This is a genomic window from Bradyrhizobium sp. CCGUVB1N3 (genome assembly GCF_024199925.1).
Taxonomy (GTDB): Bacteria; Pseudomonadota; Alphaproteobacteria; order Rhizobiales; family Xanthobacteraceae; genus Bradyrhizobium.
Map to the genome: position 1 here is coordinate 9,707,937 of NZ_JANADR010000001.1, position 21,849 is coordinate 9,729,785.

Here is a 21,849-nt window from a genome sequence, read left to right on the forward strand (position 1 = left end):
ACACACTTTTCCGGATCATGCTTTAAGATCATCCTCTCCCCAACAGACGCGGACTTAAGTTGATGCCGAGCTTTCACAACGGCGCAGTCGAAATTGCCTATCTCGACGAAGGCGAGGGTGACCCGATCATCCTGGTGCACGGCTTTGCCTCGAGCAAGAACGTGAACTGGGTCTATCCGACCTGGGTCTCGGAACTGCGCAAGAATGGCCGCCGCGTGATTGCGCTGGACAATCGCGGCCATGGCGAGAGCGCAAAGCTCTACGATCCCGCGCAATATTCCATTCCGGCCATGGCGGGCGACGTGCTCGCGCTGATGGACCATCTCGGCATCCCGCAGGCCGACATGATGGGCTATTCGATGGGGGGGCGGATGACCGCCTGGCTCGGGCTCAACGAGCCGCAGCGCCTGCGCTCGGCGATCCTCGGCGGCATCGGCATCGGCGGCCTGATCGAGGGCACCGGGCCCGGCGAGAACGTGGCCGAGGCGCTGGAAGCGCCCTCGCTCGACGACGTCACCGATCCCGTCGGGCGCACGTTCCGTGCATTTGCGGATCAGACGCGCTCCGACCGCCAGGCGCTCGCCGCGTGCCTGCGCGGCACCCGCGATCTGATGAAGAGGGAGGAAGCCGCACGCATCGACGTGCCGGTCCTGATCGCCGTCGGCACCACCGACGATGTTGCGGGCTCAGCCTCGGCGTTGGGAAGGATCATTCCCGGTTCGGAAGTGCTTGATATCCCGAACCGCGATCACATGCGCGCGGTCGGTGACAAGGTCTACAAGACCGGCGTGATCGACTTCCTGTCTCGCCGCGGCTGAGTCCTCGTCTGCCGGCTCGTCCCTGCCGAAGGCGCGCGCCAGCGCCGTCAGCACGACGAAGGTCGCAAGCCACACCATCCGCGCGCCGTAACGGTCGTGCGGGCCCGAGATGACGGCGCAGATGAAGGCGTTTCCGAGCAGCGCCAGCGTCACGGTCGATGCGAGCAGCGTCAGGTCGTCGAGCCGCCGGCTTGCCAGCGCATGGCCGAGCAGGGCGACGAGCGCCAGCATCGAGGCGAGTGCGACCGGTACGTGCAGCCAGTTGACGTCATCGAAATCGATGTCCCAGTGCTGCTGCCGCGCCGCGCGCATCGGCGCGATCTGGGCCGGGATGTAGCGCTCGATGATGCCGTAGGTATGGGGGATCCAGCCATTGGTGCCTTCGCCGGTCCCGACATGCAGCAATTGCTGGCCCATGGCGCGGAGTGCCGCGCCCGCCTGCCAGGCCGGGTAGTCGGCGAGCGAATGCACGACGATGTAGCTCATCTCGTCGTTCATCCCCTCGAAGCGGCCGAGCGTGTTGAACATGCTGTTGCCCCACAGAAATTCGTCCGCGGTCGCCGGCAACTCATTGCGGTAGGGGCAGAGCTTGAAATTCTCACGCGGGCAGTGATCGCCAAGATAGCGCGCCACGATGCCGTCCTGCATCATGCGGCCGAAAGCGACGCCGTAGCCGCCGGGCGTCCAGGCCCATTGGCCCGACAGCGCGTGGTTCGCCATGACCAGCATGGCCCCGCCTGCGACGATGGTCAGGCTGCCCTGCGCAAGTCCTGCAAGGGGAAGGCGCTTGCCGAGCAACGGCCGCACCAACCAGCCGGCCGCGCAAAGCCCGAACAGGACGCCGAGTGTCGCGCTGTGGGTCGCTGCGGCAAAGGCGGTGAAGGCGAACAGGGAGATTCGCTCGATGCCCGAGATCCGGTCGCCCCCGATCACCAGGATGAACAGCGACAGCACCGAGAGCCCGGCGAAGATGTCGGTGAGCAGCATGCTGGCAAGCCAGGGCAGCGCGGTCGACAGGATCAGGAGCAGGCTGATCGCGACGAAGCGGAAGGTCTGCATCAGGCCGAGCACGCGGAGCGTCAGTTGCAGCAGCCACAGCGTTGCCAGCGACTGTGCGGCGAGGTTGAGCCAGAAGCTCGAGCCCTCGCCCATATGCAGATAGAGCCCGAACACCGTCGAGCGGCTCGGGACCAGATAGCCCTCATACCAGCGCGCCAGATAGCCGCCGGTGTCCCATTGAAGCAGCGGGTAGCCGTTCCAGAACGCCGGCGCGATCAGGAGGAGGGGCAGGGCGACGGCGGCGAGCCGCAGCCACAAGGACCCCGCGGCGCGGGCGCGCAAGATGTCGGTGGTGATGCTCAAATCGTCTCCGTCGTCTCTCGACCATGCCCGCAATAACGGTTTGGGTGAAATTCACCAATAGTTTGACGCTGCCGAGCTTGATTTTGGCAAAACGCTGACCACCTTCAACGAACCTTTGCAACGAACCTTGCCGTATCAGGGGTGCTGCAAGAAAGTCTTTTGATTCAACACGTTGACGGGCTTTCGGCGGCAACCCGGTGTTCACTCTCAGGCAAGCCGGCAGCGACAGGGCACGCTAGATTGTGCTATAGGCCAAACCAAACGAGCGAATTTCGAGAGCACGCCATGGCAATGCATCAGGTCAATCCGGCAGGAAAGCTCGCCGCGCTCGATCCGATCTGGGATCGGATCCGGGGCGAGGCCGAAGACATCGTCCAGCGCGAGCCCGAGCTTGCGACCTTCATCTATTCGACCGTGCTGCATCACAGTCGGTTGGAAGACTCGGTCGTGCACCGGCTGGCCGACCGGCTCGATCATGCCTCGCTGTCGGGCGATCTCGTGCGACAGACTTATAACGAGGCATTGCGCGACGAGCCCGATCTTGGCAACGCCTTCCGCGCCGATCTCGTCGCGGTTTATGACCGCGATCCCGCGACCTCCCGCTTCATCGACCCCTTGCTCTACTTCAAGGGCTTTCACGCGATCCAGACCCATCGTCTCGCGCACTGGCTCCATCTGAAGGGCCGCAAGGATTTTGCGTATTATCTCCAGAGCCGCGCCTCGGCCGTCTTCCAGACCGACATCAATCCGGCCGCGCGCATCGGCCGCGGCATCTTCCTCGACCACGCCACCGGTTTCGTCTGCGGCGAGACCGCGCTCATCGAGGACGACGTCTCGATCCTGCACGGCGTCACGCTCGGCGGCACCGGCAAGGAGAACGAGGACCGCCATCCGAAAATCCGTCACGGCGTCATGATCGGTGCCGGCGCAAAGATCCTCGGCAATATCGAGGTCGGCCACTGCGCGCGCATCGCGGCCGGTTCGGTCGTGCTCGAGGCTGTGCCGCACAACGTCACCGTTGCCGGCGTTCCCGCCAGGATCGTCGGCAAGGCCGGATGCGCCGAGCCGTCGCGCACCATGGACCAGATGATCAACGCCATGGGGCTGTGATATGGGACTTTGATCCCGGTTTGACCTGAATCGGGGCCTTGCCTTCCGGCCCCGATCGTCCCCAGAATTCTTTGGGAATTCATGCTGGCGGTTCGTCGCGTCTCGTCCTAAAACCCCGCCCCGTTAGATTTGGATTGGAGACTTGCCGTGGACATCAAAGAAGTGAGGAAGCTCGACGCGTATCTGAAGCGCGTGTTCGGCAATCCCAAGATTCGCGTCCAGCCGCGGATCAAGAAGGACGATTCCGCCGAGGTTTATATCGGCGAGGAGTTCATCGGCGTGCTGTTCGTCGACGACGAGGACGATGATCGCTCGTTCCAGTTCCAGATGGCGATCCTCGAGGACGATCTCATCGATCAGGAATGAGCCTGATCTGGACCCGAAGGGCCGCGTTAGCGCAAAGTGTGAAGCAGTTTTCCCTCGCGACAACGCGGAACGCGTTTGCGCGGAGATCATGCTCAAACGATAACCTACGCTAGGACCGCTGCGGTGTTGCAGCTCCGTTCGGGGTTACGCATCCATCGCGGCGAGCATGTCCGGGATCGTGACGAATTTCTCCCGGGCTTGCCGAGCAGGGCTCCCCTGCGTTTCTCGGCCGCGTCGATCGCGGTCCAATCCGGATAGCTCACGATGCGTGCGACGCGGCCAGCGAGGCGCGCGAGCAGTGCATCGGGAGTGTCCGGACGCGGCCGCCGATCGGCAAGGTCGGCCAGCACGGTCTCAGCCGTCGCAATCCCGCAACCGCGATTGGTGCCGATCGTGCCGTTCGGTCCGCGCTTGCTCCATCCGCAGGCATAGAGGCCCTCGACCAGGGAATGACCGATCGCGACGCGTCCGTCGATGTTCGCATGGACGCCGCGATGCGCGTCATAGGGAACACCGGCAACAGGCGCTGTCCTCCGGCCAACGCTGCTGAACGAGAGGCCGCACGCGATGTCCTCCACGTTGCCCGACCGGTGCCTGAACGAGATAGTCTCCAGGCGGCCTCGTCCGATGATTGCGACGGGTGACAGACCAAACCGAAAAACACAGCGCCGCGGCTTCGCGATGGCCGCCTGCGAGAACGCGCGCAGCAGCGACAGCTTTTCGGCCAGCTCTGGATCATCAGCGCGTTGCGGCTCGAATTCATCGGGCGTGACGTCGCGCGCCTCGACCGAGGTGTCGCATGCGCTCAATTCGAGAAAGTCACGCAATTCCTTCGCGGTGAATTTGGCCTGCGCCGGCCCGCCGCGGCCGACGACGTACACGTTGCGAATCCGGCTTTCCGCCAAAGCCTCGAGCGCATGGCGCGCGATGTCGGTCTGGCGCAGCTCTTCGGCCGTTTTCGCAAGAATGCGCGCAACATCGAGCGCGACGTTGCCATGGCCGATCACGATCGCCGCCTCATGGTCAAAATCGAACTGGCGATCGCGGAAATCGGGATGCCCGTTGTACCACGCGACGAAATCGCCGGCGCTGTGGCTGCCGGGCAGTGCTTCGCCGGGGATGTCGAGGGCCCGGCTCAGTTCGGCGCCTGTCGCGAGCACAATGGCATCATAGGCCTCGCGCAACTCGTCGACCGTGACGTCATCTCCGACCGTAACGCCACCGATGAAGCGAAAGCCCGGCGTTCCGGCGATGCGGTCGAAGGCGGTCGTGACCTGCTTGAGCTTCGGATGGTCGGGCGCAACGCCGAACCGCACCAGCCCATATGGCACCGGAAGCCGTTCGAACATGTCGACCGCGACCGCTGTGCCCGAGCGCAACAACGCCTCGGCCGTGTAGAAGCCGCTCGGTCCGCTGCCGACGACGGCGACGCGGCGTGCGCTTGCAGCCGAGCCAATCATCGGCCCAGCGCCTGCCTGCGTTCGTCGGCGCCTGGAAGGGGCGGCAGGCGCGCGCTGAGGACAGGGGTTTCAGCGGCGCGTTTGCGGTTGACGTCGATCCAGAACTTCTTGTCCGCGGCGAGGCGGTAGTCGGGCTCGATCGCGCCGACCGGGCATGCCGGCGCGCAGCCGCCGCAGTCGATGCAATTCTCCGGATCGATATAGGTCATGGCGTCGTCGACGTGGAAACACTCCACGGGGCAGACGGTGACGCATTCCGTGTATCGACATCCGCGGCAGTTGTCGGTGACCACATATGTCATCGTCAGGCTCCGCTGACTTGAGTGCCGCTGACTTGGACGAGGATGTCCGAGAACGTCGGCGCACGGCCGAGGTCGGCGAAGGCGGGAGGCGTCAGTGCGTGGACCGTTGCGCCCTTGCGATTGGAGCGCTGCCAATAGCCGGACGGAGCCACCACGACGCCCGGCATGATGTCCGATGAAACGGTCGCAAAAGCCTCGAACGAGCCCCGATCGTTGAACACGCGAATGGGCGCGCCCGCGACGATCCCGCGCTGTGCCGCGTCGTGCGGATTGAGGAGCACTGCCTGCTCCTCACCGGCCTGGGCGATCTGGGCCGGCAGGTTGCCGTAGTTCGAATTCAGGAAGGCGTGGCTCTTCGGCGAAATCAGGCTGAGCGGATAGCGCGTGGCGAGCGCGGGCGCCGTGCGCGCGTTCTCGTTCGGCGGGATGTAGTGGGGCAGGGGATCGACCGCCGTGCCGTCCTGGTCGCCATTGTAGCCTTGGCGGAACAGTGGCACCACGAAGTTGCCGCCGCCGGCGATCGTCGACTTGAATTCGCACTTGCCGGAGGCAGTCGGAAAATTGCCCTCGCGATGCGGCGCCCAGTCGCCAGGTGCCGGCATGTTGAGGCGCGCATAGCCCTTGGCCTTGACGTCATCGAGCGTGATGCCCTCGAGGACCGGGTTGCTCCAGTCCAGCGAACCTTCGATCATCTCGTCGTCGGTCCGGAAGAAGGCCGGGTCTGTGATGCCCATTGCGCGCGCGAGCCGGCGGAACAGTTCGGTGTTGGGAACGGCTTCGCCGAGCGGCTCGATCGCCTGGTTGTTGTAGGACAGGTACAGGTGTCCCCAGGAGAACATGATGTCCTTCTGCTCGAGCTGGGTGGTCGCCGGCAAAACGATGTCGGCGTATTTTGCGGTGTCAGTCAGGAAGTGTTCGCTGACGACGGTGAAGAGATCCTCGCGCTCCAGTCCCTTTTCGAGCTTGCCCTGTTCGGTCACCATCGCCATCGGATTGGCGTTGTAGACGAATAGCGCCTTGATCGGCGGGTCGAAACCGAGTTCGCCGGTCAGCGCCGCGCCGAGGCGCCAGGAATTGAGCACGCGCATCTTCTCGGGCTGGAGATCGGGACGCATCAGCACGTCCCATCTGACCGGGAAGGCCCAGATCGGAAGCTGGAGCAGGCCGCCACCGACATGCTTCCACGCGCCGATCAATCCCGGAAGGCAGGCGATCGCGCGCACGGTCTGGCCGCCGCCGGCATGCCGCTCGACTGCGACGCCGATGCGCACGACGGCGGGCGGCGTGGTCGCAAATTCCCTCGCCAGCCTGACGATGTCGTCGACGGGAATGCCGGTCTCCTGCGACGCGAATTCGGGGGTGTAGCTCGACACCCGCTCCGCCAGCTCATCATATCCGACGGTGTGCTTGTCGACGTAGTCGCGATCGACGAGGTTCTCCTTGATGATGACGTGGATCATCGCGAGTGCGAGCGCAGCGTCAGTGCCGGGACGGATCGGGATATGCCAGTCGGCGAGGCGCGCGGTGCGGGTCTTTACGGGATCGATCACCACGAGCTTGGCGCCGGCCTTCTTCGCCTGCTCGATGAACGGCCAGTGATGCGAGTTCGTGCTCAGCGTATTGCAGGCCCACAGGATGATGTATTTCGAGTGCACGAAGCTTTCGGGATCGACGCCCGGCGTGTGTCCGATCGTCATCATGTAGGCCGTGCATGAGGCGGAATCGCAGAACGTGCGCTCCAGAACCGTCGCGCCGAGCTTGTTGAAGAGGGGATCGCCGACGTTCAGCCCGTTGATGATGCCCTGCGTGCCCAGATAGCTGTAGGGCAGGATCGCCTGCGCGCCGTGCTCGGCGATAACAGATTTCCAGCGCGATGCGATGGTCTCGATGGCTTCGTCCCACGAGATCCGTTGAAACTGCCTCGAGCCTTTCGGGCCGACCCGCTTCAGGGGATGGAGGATGCGCTTGTCGCTGTAGACGCGCTCCTCATAGTTGTTGACCTTCACGCAGAGCCGTCCACGCGTGAACGGATGATCGGGATTGCCGCGGACGGCGATGGCCTTGCCATCCTCGACCGTGGTCAGGATGGAGCAGGTGTCCGGGCAATCGTGGGGGCACGCGCCAATTACCGTGGTCCGGGCCATGGGTCTCTCCGTTTCCCGATTCAAGACGGTGAAGGATGCGGCGGCCGGGCGCGGCCTGGCTTTTCAAAACGTGCGGTGTTGTTGTCCCGGACTGCTCTCGGCCCGTGGACGGCCGGTCGGATCTCTGGCATGGTAATTGCTGGACCCAGCAATACCTTTTTACCCACATCGCGTTATCTGGCGGAGATTCCCGATGGGTATGCTTGGCAACTCTGTCGATAAATATGTTACCGGCAGAATGCTTCAGACGTCCAACGACCGGCGATGGGGGCACCTCCTCGCCGAGCGATGGAGCCATGAGCCGGGCGATCTGCCGCCGCAGTTGCCGCGCGACACCGAGATCGCGATCCTGCTGCGGGGCAACTCGGTCGTCGACCGGGAAGGCGCGGGAATGCGGCAGCGGACCTTCGGGAGGAAGGGCACCGTGTGGCTCTGCCCGGCCGGCATCCGCGAAGACTTCATCCGTGTCGAGAACCAGATGCAGGAATGCCTGCATCTCTTTCTTCCCGGCAAGCCGTTCGACGACACCATGCTCAGGGATCTCGACATCGACCCGTCGGGAATCTCGATCCGCTACGAGAGTATCGATCAGGACATGTTCATCGAGCACGTCGCGGACCGGATCCTGAAGGAGCTCGAACAGGAGACCTCCACCGGCCGGCTCCTGATCGAAAGCCTCGGGCGTGCCTTGTCAGCCCATCTGGTGCACGCGTACTCGGCCACGGCGGTCAGGCTGCGGCAACTCAATGCGGGTCAGCGACCGCTCGACGCCAGGCGGTTGTCGCGCGTGACGGAGTTCATCGACGCATCCGTCGAGCGCGATTTCACGGTCAAGGATCTGGCGTCGGTGGCGTGCATGAGCCCTGCGCATTTCTCCCGCAGCTTCAAGGCGGCGACCGGTGCGGCGCCGCATGAATATGTCAGCCGTCAGCGTCTTGATCTCGCCAAGCGGCTGCTGGCCACCAGCGATCGCCCGCTCGTCGATATCGCCTATGCCGCGGGATTTTCCTCGCAGGCCAATTTCAACCGCGCCTTCCGCAAGGCCGTCGGTACGACGCCGAGCCTTTATCGCGCGCAGAAGGTTCGCGATTGACGCGGCGGGTCGCCGATGGTCGAGAAAATTGCATCCCCTCGTGCTGCGGGCTCTTAATCCGTTAGACCCTTCAATTGTGGTGGACTTTCTTGGAATGAGATGCGCGCTGCTTAAAGAGACGGCGCCGATTCATATCGCAGTATGTATTCCACCGGCCGGATGCTGAAGCCAGACACTGCTCCCTTGTCTGGTAAGAACAGTCGCCAGAGGCGCCAAGCCCTCCGCCATAGACACACCAGGGATAATCGTGTGCAGCATGAGCGGTGGTGACGGCTGCTGATAGCGTCAGTGCGACTATGATCGTGCGCATCGTACCTCCAATGGAAAGCGGGAGTTTGTGACCGCCATGAGCGGGCGCAGAAACAGCAAAGTGACTGTTGAGCTGGATCAAACGTTTGCAGCTCGCTAGAGCATGATCCGGACCCGAAGGGCCGCGTTAGCGCAAAGTGTGAAGCGGTTTTCCCTCGCGACAAACGCGGAACGCGTTTGCGCGGAGGTCATGCTCAAACAACAACCTAAAACGCGATGACGATTCATCCTAATCTCATCGCGCTTTAGCGTGTCAGGCCCCTCTCATATGCAAGGAGGCGATCGGTCAGCCCTTCCGGATTCGACAAGGCGACGAGATGGCCACCGGGAATTTCCTCTACCTCCTTTCCGAGCCTTTCACGCGCGACACGCCGTTGAAATTCGACCGGGAAAAAACGGTCGTCTCTTGCCGCAAGAACATGAATGGGGATGTCGGGCCAGCGCTCGAAGCGACACGGCTCGCCGAAAACGGCGTCGGCTTCCTCGCGTGGTTGTTCCGGGCCGGCGCGCAGCACGTCCTGCGGAACGTCGTGCAGAAAATAGGTTGCCACATCGAATTCCGTCGCATAGCCGCGGCGCGTCGCGGCTTTCTGCCGCGCTTCGACCGCTCCTGTGGCGCCCCACCACGCACCAGCGGTCTCGCCGGGCTCGGGGATCATCGCGTTGACGAACACGGCCATCCGCACGGGCGCACGCACGCAAACAAGCGGCGCCGTGAAGCCCGCCAGCGACTGGGCGACGAGTATCACGCCGCTTCGTTTCGCGATCGCGCGGATGACGATGTCCGCATACGCCGCGAGACCGGAATTCCCATCGTCGCCTGGCAGATCGACCGCGATGGCTTCGTGCCCCGCCGCGCGAATGAGCGGGGCCACGCGGTGCCAATACCAAGCCATGCCGCCTGCCCCGGGGACAAGGACGAATGTTCCCATATGAGTTCTCCTCCGTTGGTGCCGGAATAGTTGCCCAACGAGCTCGCCCCGCTTGATCAGGATTGATCTTACTACGATGTGAGGCTGGGCTGGTTGGCGCCTACGGGCCCACAAGCTGCCTTCATGGTTCGCTCGGCGATGCGAAGCATCGTCCGGAGACGCGCCGCAAGTGGCGCTCCTCGCCATGAGGGTCTAAGATTTTGCCGCGAACATGCCCTCATCCTGAGGAGCCTGCTTAAAGCGGGCGTCTCGAAGGATGGGCCGCAAGGAAAGCTCTTGCCGGGTTCTTTTCAAATGCGATTGCCCTGAAAAATACAGCGCGGAGGCGGCATGAGGTATTTGACCGCGAGCGTCGTCGCGATTGGGCTAGCGAGTGTTCCTGCCGTAGTGAGCGCGCAGGTGGACTGCGCCACGATACCTCGCGGACCGGCGCGCACCGATTGCTACCTCGCCCTGAGCCGGTTCTATCAGGGACAATCGGAGCTGGCCGCTGCCAGAGCGCAGGCGCAATCAGACGCCGCGTGGTATCGGGCAATGACGGGAACGGACCCTCCGAAATTTAAGCCGCATCGCCGGAAATAGGGGTTGCACACGCTGCACCGGCCTTGCGACGCTCTCGCCTGCCACCACTCGCTGCGCCCAAGATCGGCCGTGCGTCGGTTACCGGGCACTCCGCACCAACGGTCCCACAACGGGCGGCCGCTACGGGACCGTTGGCGCGATGCCTATCGGGTTGCCGATACGCACCCCCATAGAACGCGACAGAACCGAAGCGTGCAATTGTCCCTAGAGACAATTGTCCGTGGTGATTAGAGCAAATGCTCCCAACGCGTACCGAGACCGCCGCTGCCGTGCGGTTTCCGGGAGTAGACCGGACGTGGTTCAGGTCACGGCAGAAGGTCTGTCTGTGACCCAAAGCGCCATGGGGCGCAGGCTGAGCTACCCAGCCGGATCGCGTCGGCTCGAAGCGATTGATCGTTCCACGTGACGCACCAACACTCGTGCACTACGATACAGGAGGGGGCTCGCTTGATCCGTTGGAGAGCAACCATGGCCTACGCGATCATTCATCACTTCCCCGGCGGCACGAAAGATCAGTACGAGAAGTCGATTGCCGCCGTACATCCGAGTTCGGGCGGCCTTCCGGCGGGTCAGATCTTCCACACCGCGGGGCCCACGCCGGGTGGTTGGACCGTGATCGCGGTGCACGATACGAAGGAAAGCTGGGAACGGTTCCGCGAACAGATCCTCATGCCGCGCTTGAAGCAGGGCATCGCAGGGGGGTTGGCCGGGCCGCCGCAGGAAACCGCGTTCGAGACGCAGACGCTCAACATGTAGCGTCGCTATCATCGCCAATCAGGTGGAGCAGCTGCTGGCCGGATCAGCGCACCGACCACGGCCATGCCAACAACGATTGCGGTTTCTTGGCCTGCGATCGCTCCGCGGTTGGCGCCGGCTTTTGCGTCTGGGCGACATTGGCCGGCTGCCGCGGACGCGGCAGTGGTATTTCGGGCATCACCTTTGGCTCTTCGGGGCTCACCTTTGGTGGCGTCTCGGGCATCGCCTTTGGCTCTGAAGCGTTGGCGACGACCTGGGCGAGTTGTTCCTGGCTCGTATTCAGCCGCTCGGCAAGCATCTGGCTTTCGTGAGCCATCTCGACCTGGTCCGCCTTGATCTGGTCGATGATGCTGTTGTTGCGTGCGCTTTCATCTCGGCTCGCCTTGAGTTGGCTCGCGAGATTTTCATTGTCGCTGACCAATTGGTCTTGCCTCGCCTTGAGCTTTTCGACCATTTGGCTCAAGGCAGCGACGTCGCGCGCGATCGGTTGGAGCTGCTGCGCCAACTCGGCATGCAGGGCAACGACAGTCGGCGCGACGTCTTTCGGCGCGGCGACGTCAGGCGTGGCATGTGTCAGACGCGTGGTGTCGGCGGGGGCCACCATCGCAGTATCAACGGGGGATGACCGCCACGCCGCAGCGATACCAATGGAAACCGCCAATAGAGAACCGACGAACGCGACACGGCGCCAATCAGCCAACCGCCAATCAGCCAATCGCCAATTTGCCAATCGATGAATCGCTGCCAGGGGGGCGCGAGACGTCTCCATGCTGGTCGGCGGGATGCTGGTCGGCGGGTCCCAAGGACTGACTCCCGCTTCGCGTGCCAGGTTCGAAAGCTGTTCCTCCAGGCTTGCGACCTGTCCTTCCGGGAGCTTGTCGTCCAGCGCGGAATTCATTGGCTGCTCCGTATCAAATGCATTGGCATCCGCCTGAGAGCGATCCACGCATCTGCGCCACGGCGAAGCTGACATTCAACGGAACGCAGATGGTTCTTGAGCCTGCGGCGCTTCTCAGGGATGAGCATGCAACTGCATGTCAATCGTTTTCTTACCAACCCGGTTTAACGCAGCCGAGAAGGCGGAACTATGTTCACGGCCGGAGAACTACGGAAGGAACCCTGACCCGTCGGGAGAACGAAAATTCGTCGCCGGGTTTCTCAACTCTCGGCTCTAAGTCCTAGGCTCGCGATTCCGTAGACACACGGGGAAACGACTCCGGCGCGGGGTTTGCACCAGTGCGTAGGATGGGTGGAGCGCAGCGATACCCATCATCTCGCCCTCGGCTCCGGCGCACGTTCACCGAACGCATCATCGTGACCTGAGACGTTGCTGGCTCAATCTTCGGGATAGATTCCGAGCTTCACCATCCGATGAAAGGACGACGCATCTCCCTGAACGCGATCCGCAATTTATCGATGTGCTCCGTCGATAACCGTAGGCGGCGTTCTGCCAGGTTGATGGTGAAGAAGAAGCTGCCTCCAGCGATGAAGTTGCGGCGGTAGTCGGTCATGGCGGGAGGTTAGCACAGCGTGGCTTGATGGGTATCGCTGCGCTCCACCCATCCTACGGGCTGTGATGTGTTGCCGCATCGTTCAAATCGATCAGCGCGATTGTCCGCAAACAGTTGGACGATCGGGCGGCAGGCGCCGAACAAGGCCGCTCGGCTGCGGCGGCACCGGCAACAATCTGTGAATGGGAAAGTGATCGCTGTGATCTAAATTGACGTCGATCCTCATCGAAGACGTCATGGCAAGATGGACGCAAAGCTTCCTGAAATTGAAGACCTGACCGTTGAGTCGGGCCTGCCTGCAATCATCGCCAAGCTTCAGTTCGCGTTTTGGGGACCCCTGACCGGCCACAGCTCGGCCGCGGAGTACGAGCAATTTTTGTGCTTCGCTGCGCGTTCGCGTCAATTGCCAACGGTTCTGGTCGCTAGGTGCGGCGAGGCGCTTCTCGGCTCGGTCAATTTGCTCGTACACGAGATGACGATACGCCCCGGGCTCTCGCCCTGGATGGCACAACTATTCGTGCCTGGCGCAGAGCGCAGCCGAGGCGTCGGAAGGGCATTGATAAATGCTTCGCTTGTCCGCGCCGCTGAGTTGGGATTCCCGCGACTATATCTCTACACGTCGGGCACATTGCCAGCGTACTATGCTGCCCTCGGCTGGAAGCCGATCGAGGAGCTCGAATACCTCGGCAAGATGCGCACCGTGATGGCATTCGGTCTGCTCTAGCAGTGGGGCTGGCGCGACACGATCGGCGCGGCCGGCTTGAGGTGCGCCATGATGCCATCGTGCCCCTGATTTGCCCGACGTGTCAACTGATATTCGTAAAATACGAAATTCGTTATGTTGGCGTCCGGCTACTTTGCATGGGGTTGTTTTCGACATTTTTGATTGGAGGCTTCACGGCAGGGCAGGGAGGTCGCGCTCAGCCCTTCGGCCCGCGCAGCTGCGCCGTCAGCCTGTCCATCGCCTCCGCCACGTCGCGCCACTGCGACAGCCAGCTTCGGGGAAATCGGAAGGTGAGGTCGGCGCCGTCGACGCGGCGCTCCGAAAGGCACATGCCGGGGGTGGCCGCATCGCGCGTGCAACGCGCGGTCAGCACGGGGCTCGTCGCGGAGAACAGATCCTCGCTGGCATAGGGCGTGTCGGTGCGGAACATCCGCATCGTCAGCCCGTCCTCCGGCGAGGTCGCGGCCTGATCGAGATAGCGCGGATAGATGGTGCCGACCCGCAGCTCCGGCGCAAGTGCATCGTGATGCGCCGCGATCGACAGGAAGATGCGGTCGATCGGCTGCATCGTCGCCTCCGCCGCATCGGCGGTGACATGCTTCGGCGCGCCCGGCACTTCGAGCGAGGGGTAGAGGAAATCGATGTCGATGCGCTCCTGCGGTCCGGAGTGCCGCTGGATCTTCATCCGGATCGCCGCCGTCGGCACGTTGAACAGCGTGCCGCCGACGCTGACCGGCAACCTGTCCGGCGCGCTCGCGCCGACCACCGTCCCCCAGGTCGGCCACAGGAGATAGGCGACAACGGCCACCGCGCCTGCTGCGAACACGCCGCCGAGCACGAGTGGGGTGAGATGCGCTCTTGTCCGGCCCTGACGGCCGCGGGTGGAAGTTGCCGAGAACACGCTCATTTACTGGGGTCGCCGGAATGAGATCGCCGCAGAGTCGGCCGCTGGCCGACGAATCAACCGCGAATATGCCACGCGGCGGGGGTTCCGCGCAGCCTGCCGCGCCCCATGGGGGGATGACGCCGGCGGGGCGCTCCGTTAACCTTTTCTTAAGACTAATGTAGCGTTAAGCGGCACTTTTTGTCACAGGAAGGGGCCAGCGTTGCGTATGGGCGGAACTTCCGATGACTCCTGAGACCTTGAATTCCTTCTTCTCCATCTGCATCGGGTTCGCGCTCGCGGGTGCGCTCGTGAACGGCTACCAGGCCCTTTCGCAGCGGACTGCCGGCTTCGGGCTGTTGCAGGAGGGCGTGGCGCCGAAGACCTTTGCCGCCGTGCCGTTCCTGGTGTTCGCGGCGCCTTTCATCATCATGCGCAACACGCTGCGCGGTGCGCGGCTGGAAAGCCGCCGCGTCGAATTCGTGATGATGGCGACCATCATCGCGGGCTTCTGGAGCATGATGAGCGGCACATTCTTCCTGATGACGTTGCGTGCCGCCGGCGTGCTGGCCTGAGCGCGCGCCTCGCGGCTGTCTGCTAAGCGCCGCCCTTTGCTTGAACGTCACCGCTCCGCTATGCCAAGGTTTCCTGACAGGAGACCTCCATGGCGATCTACGAGCTTGACGGGCAGGCGCCCGACCTTCCCGCCGACGGCAATTACTTCATCGCCGACACCGCAACCGTGATCGGCCGCGTGCGCCTCAAGCCCGGCGCCAGCGTCTGGTTCGGCGCGGTGCTGCGCGGCGACAATGAGTGGATCGAGATCGGCGAGGGCTCCAACGTGCAGGACGGCTCGACCTGCCACACCGATCTCGGCTTTCCGCTGGTCATCGGCCAAAACTGCACCGTCGGTCATAACGTGATCCTGCACGGCTGCACCGTCGAGGACGGCGCGCTCGTCGGCATGGGCGCGATCGTGATGAACGGCGCGAAGATCGGCCGCAACAGCATCGTCGGCGCCGGCTCCGTCATCACCGAGGGCAAGGAATTTCCCGAACGCTCCCTGATCATCGGCTCGCCGGCGCGGGTGATCCGCACGCTCGATGACGCGCAAGTCGCGAGGATGGGCAGCGCGGCGAAGTTCTACGTCGCCAACGGCCCGCGCTTCAAGAAAGGCTTGAAGCGGATTGGCTGAGGCCGGGCGGCGTGTCGTCGGTCAGCGGGATCGGGTCTTGCTTTCCTTGGTCTTTGCCGCCGGTCGATCGACCGCTGCGCTCTTGCGCAGCGCGTCCTTCAGGTCGGCCGGTATGCCGTGCTTTTCCAGGAGGTCTGCGAAGGCCTCGTCGGCCAGATCCTGAAGAGTCTCCATGCGGTCGCGCGCAAGCTGCTTGAGCTTGCCGAACGTGTCCTCGTCGAATGCGATCAGCTTGCGCATGACCGTCGCGGCCTCCCTGGTCAAATCGTGCGTGACGGAAATGTTCCGGAACGCGCCTGTGCGCCCATCGTTGGCATGGGATCCGGTGGAGATCGAGACAGGTCGGTCGACTCGGCGGTCGATGCGGAGAACAGGCAGATCGACAAGACGGTGAAAAGCATCCGCCGCGGCTGCTGAGCTGGCAGGGACGGGCCGACCGCTTAAGTGTTTGAAAAGGGGCCGTAAAAAACAAGGCCGTTGACGCAATATACCGCCAACGACCTTGCCAGCCCCGGATATTGAAATTGGCTCACGCCATCCGGTAGTGGCCACCATGACGCGGAATCATACGGGGGAATGTGATCTAGTTCACAAGCCGCAAAATTTTGGCGCAGGGGACAGGAACAAATCGTCGCAGGCCGGATCAGCTCCGCGATTTGCTCCGCCTGCGCAGGCTGGCATGGCGGCGCGCTGGTTTCTTGCGGGCAACCGACGGCGTCTCGGTCTCCGTGGCCTGTGCGCTGGCGAAGGACTGTTTGAGCCCGTCGATCGATTCGGTCAGGGTCGCGACCTGCTCCGACAGGCGTTTGGTGTCGGCCTGCTGCGAGGCGAGCAGGCGTTTGACCGTCAGAAGCTGGTCCTGCACCACCTGAAGCTGGTCGATGGATTCCTGCTGGGTGGCTTCCAGCCCCTTGGTCTTCTCGACGAGCTGCTCGGAGGCCTGCGCGGTGCGCGCCTGCAGCAGCCGGGCGGTGACCACCCGGTCGGACTCCGGGGCGGTGCCGGTATAGACGCGCCAGATCGCGATCGAGGTGACCCCGGTGATGAGCAGGAGCAGGGCCGCAGCCGTGAGCGCGATCGGCTGGCTGCCGAGACGGGTGAAGGCGCTGGTTCGCGCATCGCGCGGTGCGAGATCGATCATCGCTGACAAAGCCCAAAAATGAACTGAAATGGCGAAGACCAGCGGCAACGGCCGCCGGGGCGTCCCGAAAACGTTACATTTCGGCAGGAAATGGGACCAAAAAGAGGCTAAGGGCTGAAAAAAGGGCCGTTGTGGCCGAAAGAGGCCGTTTGGGCCGTGGGATTCAGGGCTGAAAGCCGCCCATCGGCCCCAAATAGGGCTTCGTCCGGGGCGCCGCATAGGGGCCGAGCCGCGACGTCTTCAGCCCGAGTCGCACCAGGGCTTCAGCGAGCGGGACGGCGGCGGCGACGCCGTCGACGACGGGGAGGCCATGCTTGTTCGCGAGCTCGACGGCGAGGTCGGCCATGCCGGCGCAGCCCAGGACAATGGCCTCCGTGCGGTCCTCGCGGATCGCCTCCGTGATCTCGCTGGAAATCTTGCCGAGCGCATCGGCATTACGCTCTTCCAGCGCGAGCACGGGGACCTCGGCGGCACGGACGCGGGCGCAGCGCTCGGCAAGGCCGTATTTCCGCAAATTATGCTCGATCGGCACGATGGAGACACCGAGCGTCGTCACCACCGAGAAGCGCGCCGCGATCAGGCTCGCCATGTGGAAGGCGGCTTCGCCGATGCCGATCACCGGTGCTTTTGCGATCGCACGCGCCGCATCGAGGCCGGTGTCATCGAAACAGGCGATGATGTGGGCGTCCGCGCCATCGCGGTCGGCATCGCGGATGCAGCCGAGCATGCCGGGCACGGCGAAGGCTTCGTCGTAGAAGCCTTCGATCGAGACCGGGCCCATCGCGGGCTGGCGGGCATCGATCACTGTGTCCGGCAGGGCGACGGCGCGGGCGGCCGCGGCGATCTTCGCCGTCATCGCGGCCGTGGTGTTGGGATTGACGATGTGGAGCCGCATCAGGTCACACAAGTCCCTTGCCGGCATCAGAGCCCTTAGCGGCCTGCCGCTTGTTCAGCACGTGGATGGCGCCGAGTGAAAGGGTGATCACCGCGAAGGAGACCGCGGAGATGATGGTGCCGAGCGCGTAGATGTCGGGCTTCGTCACCGTGGTGGTGAGGCCCTGGAGATCCAGCGGCAGTGTGTTCACCGAACCGATCGCCTGGCTGGAGCGGGCGAGTTCGTCCCAGGACAGCGTGAAGCCGAACAGCCCGATGCCGATCACGGAAGGAAGGATGATCGGCAGCACGACGTGACGGAAGGTCTGCCACGGCGTCGCGCCGAGATCGCGCGCTGCTTCCTCGAGCCTGGGGTCGAAGCGGTTGAAGATCGCGAACATGATGAGAAGGCCGAACGGCAGCGTCCAGGTCAGATGAGCACCTAAGCCTGAGGTGAGCAGGCCCATCGAGGTCTCGAAATTCTCGTTCCAGTGCGCCTTGATGAGGTCGTCGATGATGCGGAATTCCAGGGAGATGCCGAGCGAGGTGATGATGGAGGGAACAATGAGGCTCGCGATCGCCGAATAGAACAGGATGCTCTGCGCCTTGAACTTGCGCCGGAAGGCCATGCCAGCGGCGACCGACAGCACGACGGTGACCGCCATCACGACGAGGCCCAGTAGCAGCGAGCGGCGGAAGGCGGCGCCGAGATCGACGATGCCGGTGCCCTGGAACAGCTTTGAGAGCCAGTAGGTCGACATCCCGTTCATCGGGAAGGTGAGGCCGCCCTGCGGTCCCTGGAACGACAGGATGTAGATCGCGATCATCGGGCCGTAGAGAAACAGCACATAGGCCGCGAAGAACACGGCGAGCACGTAGAAGCTGCGCGGGCGTCCCTCTCGCATCACAGCTCCTTCCTGATGTCGACGATACGCGACATCATGGTGATGATCAGGAAGGTGATCGCGAGCAGGATCACGGCGTTTGCCGCAGCCGCCGGGAATTGCAGGGCGTTGAGCCGGGTCTCGATGATCTTGCCGGCGGCGGCGATCTGCTGCCCGCCCATCACGCCGATGGTGATGAAGTCGCCCATCACGATGGTGATGACGAAGATCGAGCCGATCACGATGCCGGGCTTGGCGAGGGGAATGATGACGTTGACGAGCGTCTGGAACCCGGTGGCGCCGGCGTCATAGGCGGCCTCGATCAGCGACTTGTCGATGCGCACCATCGAATTGAAGATCGGCACCACCATGAAGAAGGTAAAGAGGTGCACGAGCGCCAGCACCACGGAGAACTCGGAATAGAGCAGCCACTCGACCGGCTGGTCGATCACGCCGACCTTGAGCAACCCGGAATTGACGAGGCCGTTGCGGCCGAGCAGCGGGATCCAGGCGATCATGCGGATCACGTTCGAAGTCCAGAACGGGATCGTGCAGAGCAGCGACAGGCCCATCTGCCAGGTCTTGGACTTGATGTGGAAGGCGAGGAAGTAGGCGACCCAGAAGCCGACGAACAGCGTGATCGCCCAGACCATGAAGCACAGCTTCAGCGTCTTCACATAGGTCTTGCCGATCGTGCAGAGCTCGGGGAGCTGCGCGATGCAGCCTTCGAACGTGTCGGTGTAGCCGCGCCCGGAGAAGGCCGGCAGCAACTGGTATTCGTTGTAGTCCCAGAAGGAGACGATGACGACGAACACCAGCGGGATCAGGAAGAAGGCGAGGAAGACGATCATCATCGGCCCGGCCTGGAGCCAGGAGAAGAAGGAGGGCGACAGACGCGCCGCTTTCTGGCGCGTCTGTGCTGATCCCCGGGCGAGGCCCGGGGATGTCTGTTGCAGGAGCTCGTCGGACGTGTCCGTCACGCTGCGATGAACTCGTTCCACTTGCGGACCATGTAGTCGTTCTCGTCCATGACCGCGTTCCAGCAGGCGACGCCGCCCATGCGGTCCTCGTACGAGCCGCCGTCGCGCACGGCACCGGCCTTCTCGAGCAGCGAGCCGTCGGGCGCCTTGATGTCCTTCTCGGCGGGCTTGCCTTCCATCCAGTAGGCCCACTCGTAGGGCTCCATGTGCGCCTTCGCGGTCGAGAGCACCGCCGAGTAGTAGCCCTGGCGGTTAAGATACGCGCCGGCGTAACCGGACAGGAACCAGTTGACGAACTCATAGGCCCAGTCGAGCTTCGCGCCCGACACGCCCTTGGAGACGCAGAAGCCCGAGGCCCAGGAGCGGTAGCCTTCCTTCAGAGGCTGGAAGGTGCAGGCAATGCCCATCGAGCGCACCTTGGTGACGGCCGGTGACCACATCGACTGGATGACAGTCTCACCCGACGCCATCAGGTTGACGCTCTCGTTAAAATCCTTCCAGAAGGCGCGGAACTGACCAGCCTTCTTGGCTTCGGTCATCACCTTCATGGTGAGATCGATCTCTTCCTTGGTCATGTTGCCCTTGTCGGCATATTTGTACTTGCCGGTGGCTTCCACGACCATCGCCGCATCCATGATACCGATCGAGGGGATGTTGAGGATCGAGGCCTTGCCCTTGAACTCGGGATTGAGCAGCTCGGCCCACGAGCTGATCGGCCGCTTGATGAGATCGGGACGGATGCCGAGCGTGTCGGCATTGTAGACCGTCGGGATCAGCGTTACGAACTCGGTCGCGGACTTCGAGAAGGTCTTGGAGTCCTTGCCTTCGAGATAGAGCACCTTCCAGGGCGCCGTGCCCTGATTGCCAATCTTCTTGCCGCCGGGCGTCTCGCCCTTGGTGAAGACGGGCGTGATGTTGTCGAATTCCTTGATCTTCTTGGCATCGAGGGCAAGGATGTTGCCGGAGGGCACGAGCTTCTTCAGCGAGAAATATTCGGTGTCCAGCACGTCGAAGGAGTTCGGCTGGGTCATCACGCGCTTGGTGACGTCGTCGGTCGTCGCGGTGATGTATTCGATCTTGATGCCGGTGTCCTTCAGGCACTGTTTCGAGATGTCATCGCCCTCGTTCACGGCGGTGCCGAGATAGCGCAGCACCTTCGGCTCGGCCGACATCACGTAGGGGAAGCCGGTGATGGCGCCGGAGCCGGCGGCGAAACCTGCGAGGCCCGCGGTCCCCTTCAACAATGTACGGCGGCTGACGCCGGTCTTCCTCGTCGTCTCTGTCATATCAGTCACTCCTCTGTGTTGCGCATTTTCTGGACTGGATGGCGCTATTGCAGACGCTGCGCCTTGGCGGGATCCCAGGTGGCCAGCACGCGATCACCCGGACGGAAGGGGTGGGCGTCAAAGGTGGCCTCGGGAACGTGGGAGAACAGGACGGTGCCGTCGTCGAGCGTGAGCGAGACTGCGACGTAGGAGCCCTGGTACTCGGTCTCGGTCAAAAGCGCCGGCGCGCCGAAGGCGCCGTCCGCGATCGGCTTGATGCCGAGCTGATCGGCGCGCACCGCGATCGTCTGGCCGGCATCGGAGAGCACGTTGTGTCCGCCGATGAAGCGCGCGACGAACTCGGTCCGCGGATGATGGAAGATGTCGCGGGCACTGCCCTGCTGCTCGATCCGTCCGCCGTTCATCACCACGATGTGGTCGGCAAGCGCCATTGCCTCCTCCTGGCCGTGCGTGACCTGGATGAAGCTGATGCCGAGCTCGCGCTGCAGCCGCTTCAACTCGCCGCGCATCCTGACGCGCAGGAAAGGGTCGAGCGCGGAGAGGGGCTCGTCGAGCAAGAGGATCTGCGGCTCGGTGATCAGGGCGCGGGCCAGCGCCACGCGCTGCTGCTGGCCGCCGGAGAGCTGCGCCGGCAGGCGCGCGGCGTAGGGCGTCATCGCCACCAGTTCGAGCAGCTCGCCGGCGCGCTTGTGGCGCGTCGCCCGATCGATGCCCCGCATCTTCAGCGCGAAGGCGACGTTGTCGATCACGGTCAGGTGCGGAAACAGCGCGTAGGACTGGAACATCATCGCCGTGCCGCGCTTGGCCGGCGGCAGGCCGGTGACGTTGTGGGGGCCGAGGATGATGTCGCCCTCGCTGACCGCCTCATGGCCGGCGATCATGCGCAGCGTCGACGTCTTGCCGCAGCCGGAGGGGCCGAGCAGGCAGCAATAGGTGCCGGCCGGGATCTTGAGGTTGACGCTGTCGACCGCCAGCGTCGTGTCGTAGCGCTTGGTGACCGAGACCAGTTCAAGGGCGGCGGGAAGGGCCATGGGGCTCCCAGGGAAAGGGCGATTTACCGCTTTCCTCGGCAAGGCCCGTGCCAAGCGGAAGTCCGCGGCATTTTTTCGGAACTGCGCAGCAATGTCAGAACGTTAGC

Annotated in this window: 23 protein-coding genes and 1 pseudogene; 8 read left to right on the forward strand and 16 right to left on the reverse strand. The window is 63.5% G+C overall.

What is annotated here, in order from left to right; genetic code table 11:
- The first annotated feature begins 62 nt into the window (after positions 1-62).
- Complete coding sequence (locus tag NLM33_RS45810) at positions 63-818, forward strand: alpha/beta fold hydrolase (RefSeq protein WP_371930089.1); 756 nt, start codon at positions 63-65, stop codon at positions 816-818.
- Here the strand turns inward: NLM33_RS45810 and NLM33_RS45815 are convergent.
- A pseudogene (locus NLM33_RS45815) lies at positions 813-2,180 on the reverse strand (hypothetical protein); the annotation flags it as partial. The gene NLM33_RS45810 and the pseudogene NLM33_RS45815 overlap by 6 nt on opposite strands.
- Before the next feature lie 285 nt (positions 2,181-2,465).
- On the opposite strand from NLM33_RS45815, the gene cysE reads away from it, so the two are divergent.
- Entirely contained in the window at positions 2,466-3,290 is an 825-nt protein-coding gene (gene cysE / locus NLM33_RS45820; protein ID WP_254105292.1) for a serine O-acetyltransferase, read from the forward strand.
- Positions 3,291-3,437: 147 nt separating this feature from the next.
- Complete coding sequence (locus NLM33_RS45825; RefSeq protein ID WP_254105293.1) at positions 3,438-3,656, forward strand: DUF3126 family protein; 219 nt, start codon at positions 3,438-3,440, stop codon at positions 3,654-3,656.
- Positions 3,657-3,760: 104 nt separating this feature from the next.
- On the opposite strand, the gene NLM33_RS45830 is transcribed toward NLM33_RS45825, so the two are convergent.
- From NLM33_RS45830 to NLM33_RS45840, 3 genes are read right to left on the reverse strand one after another with little or no spacing between them, the layout of a single operon-like run.
- Positions 3,761-5,116: an FAD-dependent oxidoreductase gene (locus tag NLM33_RS45830; RefSeq protein ID WP_254105295.1), complete on the reverse strand. Its 1,356-nt coding sequence runs from the start codon at positions 5,114-5,116 to the stop codon at positions 3,761-3,763.
- On the reverse strand, positions 5,113-5,418 hold the full coding sequence (locus NLM33_RS45835) for a ferredoxin family protein (protein ID WP_254105298.1): 306 nt from the start codon (positions 5,416-5,418) through the stop codon (positions 5,113-5,115). Before NLM33_RS45835 ends, NLM33_RS45830 begins: the two co-directional genes overlap by 4 nt.
- Positions 5,419-5,420: 2 nt before the next feature.
- Complete coding sequence (locus NLM33_RS45840; RefSeq protein ID WP_254105300.1) at positions 5,421-7,562, reverse strand: molybdopterin-dependent oxidoreductase; 2,142 nt, start codon at positions 7,560-7,562, stop codon at positions 5,421-5,423.
- Positions 7,563-7,755: 193 nt separating this feature from the next.
- Between NLM33_RS45840 and NLM33_RS45845 the strand changes: the two genes are divergently transcribed.
- Positions 7,756-8,655 carry a helix-turn-helix domain-containing protein gene (locus NLM33_RS45845; RefSeq protein ID WP_254105301.1) on the forward strand — a complete coding sequence of 300 codons (900 nt, stop codon included), beginning with the start codon at positions 7,756-7,758 and terminating at the stop codon, positions 8,653-8,655.
- Between the two features lie 70 nt (positions 8,656-8,725).
- Here the strand turns inward: NLM33_RS45845 and NLM33_RS45850 are convergent, their stop codons facing one another.
- Positions 8,726-8,965, reverse strand: coding sequence for a DUF3551 domain-containing protein (locus NLM33_RS45850; RefSeq protein WP_254105303.1), 240 nt, complete (start codon positions 8,963-8,965; stop codon positions 8,726-8,728).
- A 244-nt stretch (positions 8,966-9,209) separates the two neighbouring features.
- The gene (locus NLM33_RS45855; protein WP_254105306.1) at positions 9,210-9,896 is read right to left on the reverse strand and encodes an alpha/beta fold hydrolase; all 687 of its coding nucleotides are present in this window, start codon (positions 9,894-9,896) and stop codon (positions 9,210-9,212) included.
- A 1,050-nt stretch (positions 9,897-10,946) separates the two neighbouring features.
- Here NLM33_RS45855 and NLM33_RS45860 point away from each other — a divergent pair.
- The gene (locus NLM33_RS45860) at positions 10,947-11,234 is read left to right on the forward strand and encodes a hypothetical protein (protein ID WP_254105307.1); all 288 of its coding nucleotides are present in this window, start codon (positions 10,947-10,949) and stop codon (positions 11,232-11,234) included.
- A 43-nt stretch (positions 11,235-11,277) separates the two neighbouring features.
- On the opposite strand, the gene NLM33_RS45865 is transcribed toward NLM33_RS45860, so the two are convergent.
- Both NLM33_RS45865 and NLM33_RS45870 read right to left on the reverse strand, forming a co-directional pair.
- Positions 11,278-12,132 carry a hypothetical protein gene (locus tag NLM33_RS45865; RefSeq protein WP_254105308.1) on the reverse strand — a complete coding sequence of 285 codons (855 nt, stop codon included), beginning with the start codon at positions 12,130-12,132 and terminating at the stop codon, positions 11,278-11,280.
- Positions 12,133-12,595: 463 nt separating this feature from the next.
- The gene (locus NLM33_RS45870; RefSeq protein WP_254105309.1) at positions 12,596-12,745 is read right to left on the reverse strand and encodes a hypothetical protein; all 150 of its coding nucleotides are present in this window, start codon (positions 12,743-12,745) and stop codon (positions 12,596-12,598) included.
- A 244-nt stretch (positions 12,746-12,989) separates the two neighbouring features.
- On the opposite strand from NLM33_RS45870, the gene NLM33_RS45875 reads away from it, so the two are divergent.
- On the forward strand, positions 12,990-13,469 hold the full coding sequence (locus NLM33_RS45875) for a GNAT family N-acetyltransferase (protein WP_254105311.1): 480 nt from the start codon (positions 12,990-12,992) through the stop codon (positions 13,467-13,469).
- A gap of 196 nt (positions 13,470-13,665) precedes the next feature.
- Here NLM33_RS45875 and NLM33_RS45880 read toward each other — a convergent pair whose 3' ends face one another.
- Positions 13,666-14,376 (reverse strand): hypothetical protein, encoded by a 711-nt coding sequence (locus NLM33_RS45880; RefSeq protein ID WP_254105314.1) that lies wholly within the window; start codon positions 14,374-14,376, stop codon positions 13,666-13,668.
- Positions 14,377-14,597: 221 nt separating this feature from the next.
- Between NLM33_RS45880 and NLM33_RS45885 the strand changes: the two genes are divergently transcribed.
- Both NLM33_RS45885 and NLM33_RS45890 read left to right on the forward strand, forming a co-directional pair.
- Positions 14,598-14,927: a hypothetical protein gene (locus tag NLM33_RS45885; RefSeq protein WP_254105316.1), complete on the forward strand. Its 330-nt coding sequence runs from the start codon at positions 14,598-14,600 to the stop codon at positions 14,925-14,927.
- Between the two features lie 89 nt (positions 14,928-15,016).
- Complete coding sequence (locus tag NLM33_RS45890; RefSeq protein ID WP_254105319.1) at positions 15,017-15,547, forward strand: gamma carbonic anhydrase family protein; 531 nt, start codon at positions 15,017-15,019, stop codon at positions 15,545-15,547.
- 21 nt (positions 15,548-15,568) lie between these two features.
- Here NLM33_RS45890 and NLM33_RS50075 read toward each other — a convergent pair whose 3' ends face one another.
- The 7 genes from NLM33_RS50075 to NLM33_RS45925 all read right to left on the reverse strand — a co-directional run bounded on the left by NLM33_RS50075 (position 15,569) and on the right by NLM33_RS45925 (position 21,742).
- On the reverse strand, positions 15,569-16,102 hold the full coding sequence (locus tag NLM33_RS50075; RefSeq protein WP_371930090.1) for a hypothetical protein: 534 nt from the start codon (positions 16,100-16,102) through the stop codon (positions 15,569-15,571).
- A gap of 88 nt (positions 16,103-16,190) precedes the next feature.
- Positions 16,191-16,688: a hypothetical protein gene (locus NLM33_RS45900; protein WP_254105321.1), complete on the reverse strand. Its 498-nt coding sequence runs from the start codon at positions 16,686-16,688 to the stop codon at positions 16,191-16,193.
- A 163-nt stretch (positions 16,689-16,851) separates the two neighbouring features.
- Positions 16,852-17,583, reverse strand: coding sequence for an aspartate/glutamate racemase family protein (locus NLM33_RS45905; protein ID WP_254105322.1), 732 nt, complete (start codon positions 17,581-17,583; stop codon positions 16,852-16,854).
- 4 nt (positions 17,584-17,587) lie between these two features.
- Positions 17,588-18,466 carry an ABC transporter permease gene (locus NLM33_RS45910; protein WP_254105323.1) on the reverse strand — a complete coding sequence of 293 codons (879 nt, stop codon included), beginning with the start codon at positions 18,464-18,466 and terminating at the stop codon, positions 17,588-17,590.
- The gene (locus NLM33_RS45915; protein ID WP_254105326.1) at positions 18,466-19,425 is read right to left on the reverse strand and encodes an ABC transporter permease; all 960 of its coding nucleotides are present in this window, start codon (positions 19,423-19,425) and stop codon (positions 18,466-18,468) included. Before NLM33_RS45915 ends, NLM33_RS45910 begins: the two co-directional genes overlap by 1 nt.
- A complete protein-coding gene (locus NLM33_RS45920) occupies positions 19,422-20,711 on the reverse strand; it encodes a PotD/PotF family extracellular solute-binding protein (protein WP_254105328.1) in 1,290 nt (429 codons plus the stop codon). The genes NLM33_RS45915 and NLM33_RS45920 overlap by 4 nt, the downstream gene beginning before the upstream one ends.
- Before the next feature lie 44 nt (positions 20,712-20,755).
- Positions 20,756-21,742 carry an ABC transporter ATP-binding protein gene (locus NLM33_RS45925; RefSeq protein WP_254105330.1) on the reverse strand — a complete coding sequence of 329 codons (987 nt, stop codon included), beginning with the start codon at positions 21,740-21,742 and terminating at the stop codon, positions 20,756-20,758.
- Positions 21,743-21,849 lie beyond the last annotated feature (107 nt).